The sequence below is a fragment of the Lentimicrobium sp. S6 genome, from assembly GCF_013166635.1.
Taxonomy (GTDB): domain Bacteria; phylum Bacteroidota; class Bacteroidia; order Bacteroidales; family UBA12170; genus UBA12170.
The window spans coordinates 1-4,195 of the sequence record NZ_JABKBZ010000142.1; the positions used below are offsets into that span (position 1 = coordinate 1).

At 31.3% G+C, this 4,195-nt stretch carries 3 protein-coding genes; 2 read left to right on the forward strand and 1 reads right to left on the reverse strand.

Going from position 1 to position 4,195, the window contains the following annotated elements; all coding sequences use genetic code 11:
* Positions 1-230, reverse strand: a 230-nt coding sequence (locus tag HNS40_RS21660) for a phage integrase N-terminal SAM-like domain-containing protein (protein WP_172284755.1), incomplete at its 3' end; no start/stop codon positions are given.
* Between the two features lie 237 nt (positions 231-467).
* Here HNS40_RS21660 and HNS40_RS21665 point away from each other — a divergent pair.
* Together HNS40_RS21665 and HNS40_RS21670 are read left to right on the forward strand one after the other, a co-directional pair.
* Positions 468-2,183 carry an ATP-dependent endonuclease gene (locus HNS40_RS21665; RefSeq protein ID WP_172284808.1) on the forward strand — a complete coding sequence of 572 codons (1,716 nt, stop codon included), beginning with the start codon at positions 468-470 and terminating at the stop codon, positions 2,181-2,183.
* A 167-nt stretch (positions 2,184-2,350) separates the two neighbouring features.
* Positions 2,351-3,751: a serine hydrolase gene (locus HNS40_RS21670; protein WP_172284809.1), complete on the forward strand. Its 1,401-nt coding sequence runs from the start codon at positions 2,351-2,353 to the stop codon at positions 3,749-3,751.
* The last annotated feature ends 444 nt before the right edge of the window (positions 3,752-4,195 follow it).

Below are 4,195 nucleotides of genomic sequence, written 5' to 3' on the forward strand. Positions count from 1 at the left end.
TCCGTATCCTTTTGCATCAGGTAATACAGATACTCTTCCAGCTCATCCATGTCTATATGCAGCGGGTTTTTCATGTAATAAAGTGCCAGTTTAGCTATTTGGCGTAAATAATTTTCGTGTGTAGACTTTGATCGTCCATTAATAATAAGTTTACGTTTGAACTCTTCTCCCATAGCTCTAAAGCCATCAACTTTGTTGCAGGCTTCAGAATAAATAGTAATTTTACTCATGATTTAATTTTATTAAATTATTAAACATGAGATTTATACGTATTCAATACGAATTTAAATCGAAAGCTACCTCCCTTTGGGGAGGTTTAGTTCAACACCGTATAAAATTAATTGCTAGTTTTAGCTTACTTACGAAAATCCTCTTGGATTTTCTAGTTGGTTTTGTACTTACTAAATTAGGTGCTTTAAACACGCAACTAATCTTATACATAAACGTTGTACTGCATTTGAGAAAAAATGAAAATTAAAGACATTCACATATCTAAATTTCGTTCAGTTGAAAATGGTAAATTTCATTTTAATCAAGTAACGGCTATTGTTGGTCAGAATAATTCAGGCAAATCAGCGTTGATGAGAGCCCTAAATTCTTTCTTTAACCCTGACCTAGAAATTCATCATTTTATTGACGGAACTAATTTATATACAACGCAAAGGTCAGTTCCTAGAATAATTATAGATTTTGAATCAGTACCTAATAAGCCAATTTACAACCCCTTTGTAAATAATGGAGAGATTTGTATCAAACAAGAGTTTAATAAACAGAGAAATAAGTTAGAGTATTCAGTAAAAAATAATGGGAGTTTTCAAATAGCAAGTGAAGATTTTGTGAGAGAACTTTTTACAGATGTTCAATTTGTATTAATTCCGACAGAGAGAGGAGCAAAATACAAAGGTCAAGACGAAATTTCAATTCTAAGAAAACTATTAGATAATTTCTTTTCGACACATACTGCAAAAAGGGACACATTAAGTCCGAAAGTTAAAGATGCTTTTAAATACTTCAAGAACAATGCACTAAGCAAAGTATCCAAGGGAATTGAAGATATGTATTTAGCAAAGAAGGGATTTAGTGTAGAAATTGACAGCAGATTTCCTTTAAACTATGAACTTTTCATAAATGACTTATCGATAAAGATTATTGAAGAAGAACAAAACTTCAAATTGGAAGAATGCGGAAGTGGAATACAAAGTCTTGTTGCTATTTCTATCTACAGATATCTAGCAAAGTTAAATCACACAAACTTTATAATTGGGATTGAAGAGCCAGAAATTAATTTGCATCCACAAGCACAAAAAGAGTTAATATTTGCACTTTTAGACGAAACCAATAATAATGATTTACAATTAATATTCACAACTCATTCGACTGTATTAATAGACGAATTAGACCATACAAAAATTGTTTTAGTTAGAAAAGAAAAAGATGATAAAAGAAGTTTTAAAACTACAATTCATCAATTAAATTCTAACTTTTGGATAAATTATAATCTTCAAACTTTACAGTACGACAAGTTTCATAAGTTTCGGAATTCAGAATTCTTTTTTGCAAATCACGTAATTGTGACAGAAAGTCCAACTGATTCAGAAGTGTTCAGAAACTTATTAAAACTGAAAAATATAGTAATCGAAAGGCACGGTATTTCCGTTTTAGAACTTAGCGGGATTTCTTCCTTAAAATATGCTTTTTATCTTTTAAGAGATTTGAAAATTCCCAAAACAATGATTGTCGACAAAGATTTTTTCTTCGATTACCAAAATGGTACTAAAGCAAATAGTCGATATGCAAACGGCTTTTTTAATTATCGAAACACATACAACAATGAGCCATTAATACCTGAAATTATTAATAATCAAAATAAAAGAACTCAGATAGAAGGGTTATTAACTTCAAATCATAGTCGTGCTTTGGATTTAACCTTGGAGTTTGACGTTTTGTGTATGAAATACAATATGGAAATGGACTTGGTTGCATCTAATACTGCTAGTAATTTGATTTACCAAAAACTCAATATTCCATTACCTGACAGAAATACTCATAATCTATTGACAAACTTTGAAGGTGGCCTTAAAAAATTAGACTTACTATTATATGTAATAACAAATCTACCCCATCAGAACTTACCTAATTCATACAAGAGGCTAATTAAACGCTTTAAAGAAATAATAAAGTAAAAAAACGCAGTACAACAATGTATATAAAAAATAGGCGAAACAGTAATAAAATCAAGGCTTTTGGCTCGTATCAAACCTTGTGCTTAACCGAAATTTTGTGCTTCAAAATCGCCTACTTTTCATATACTAAACGTTGGCAATAATTTAAATAAATAAAACAAAGTAGCATGAGACAACTTATAAAATCATCTTTCGTTGTACTGACAATTCTATTTTTCAATTATAATTTAATTGCTCAGGATGCTGTTCAAAAAATTGAACAATTAATTGAGGCCAATGTAAAAAGCTCAAAGCCTTTTAGTGGTTCAATATTAGTCGCACAAAAAGGGAAGATTATCTATCGTGGTGCTTTTGGCCTTTCTGACTTAAAAGAGGGAAATAAAAACACTGTAGATTCAAAATATTTTATCGGCTCAATAACTAAAGTCTTCACTGCTGTTGCAATACTTCAACTTGTAGAAGATAAGAAGATTGCATTGACAGATAAGCTATCCAAATGGTTACCAGAAATTAATGGCTCAGATAAAATCACTATTCATCATCTATTGACTCATTCATCGGGTTTAAGAAGAGATTCTCACCAAGACTACAATGCAGAAGTGACCTATCAAGAAAGGTTGTTCTCCATAAAAAATGACACCCTAGAATTTGAACCTGGGGAGAAGGAGTCCTACTCAAGTGTTGGGTTTTATGCATTGACTTACATTTTAGAAACTGTGAGTGAAATGAAATTCGAAGAATATTTTAAAGAAAATATATTCATACCTGCTAAGATGAACAACACAGGCGTTAAAAAAACTAAAAACCAAAAAATTGAAGGGCTCTCTATAGGTATTGGTAATATGACTGATGCGTATGGAGTAAATGATATAGGCCCTGCCACCTATTTTGATAGCTATTCTTTTGCTGGAGGAGGCTCTTTATATTCAACTATTGATGATATGTATGCCTTTTATAATGCTCTAGAAAAAGGAAAATTACTATCCTATAATACAGTAAGGATGATGAAATTAAAGTGGTCTGTAAAAAAGGAAAATAAAAATTCAAGACTATACCATAGTTATGGCTGGGAAATTTATGATTACTCTAGTGATAAAGGTCCATTTTTAATGATTGATTTTGCCGGGAAAATCTATGGGTATAAAACCATGATACGTTATTATGAAAATGATGATATTCAAATCATTGCACTTTGTAATAGCGACTTTAGTGAACGTAGTATTTTAGGATGGAATATTAGACGTATTTTATTGAATCAGGAATATGAACTTCCGACTCCTGCTCCTGAAAATATAGAAGTGAATATTAAAGAAATGAAAAAGCATGAAGGCGATTATGACTTTCCTTCTGAGGAAACTACAGTAGAGATAAAAATAATCAATGGAAGGTTAACACTAACATCACATGGTGACGACCCAATTTATTTGTATCCCATTGATAAAAACACATTTTACGCCAAATTAGTCCCTCTAAAAATCACCTTTGAAGACACGTCTGAGAATAAAACCCAAAAGTTAGAGTTCAATATTGATAATGAGTTGATAGAGACATTAAATAGAATCAAATAAGTCTCTGATAATCAATTTTATCTAAAAAACGGAAAACTATTGCCAACAATTAAGCATCGTTTTCAGCCCTAAGCCGTGGAGCTAAGCATTTACTTATGGCCAAGAGGGGCTGAATATGTGCTGTGTGTTGAACGTAAACCGGCAACGAAGCCGTAAAGCCTACCTTTTATATTGTGGAATCAATTTGGGCAATGATATCTCCACAGCTCTTGTGTAGTTATTTTTTTTCAATTTTTTTCTAACAAATCTTAGAAGTATTCAAGAGCTTTTCTGTTTTTTGATTTTAGCAGGGTCGTTATTCTGATTATTTCTGATTTTTTGATTGATTGATGCATAATTCTTCCATTAAGATGACTCATATTCTTTTATTGTGTTGATATACTTATACTTACTTTCAAAGGTTTAGTGTTTTCCGGAGGAGCTCTTTGATGATTGTTTCTAAAC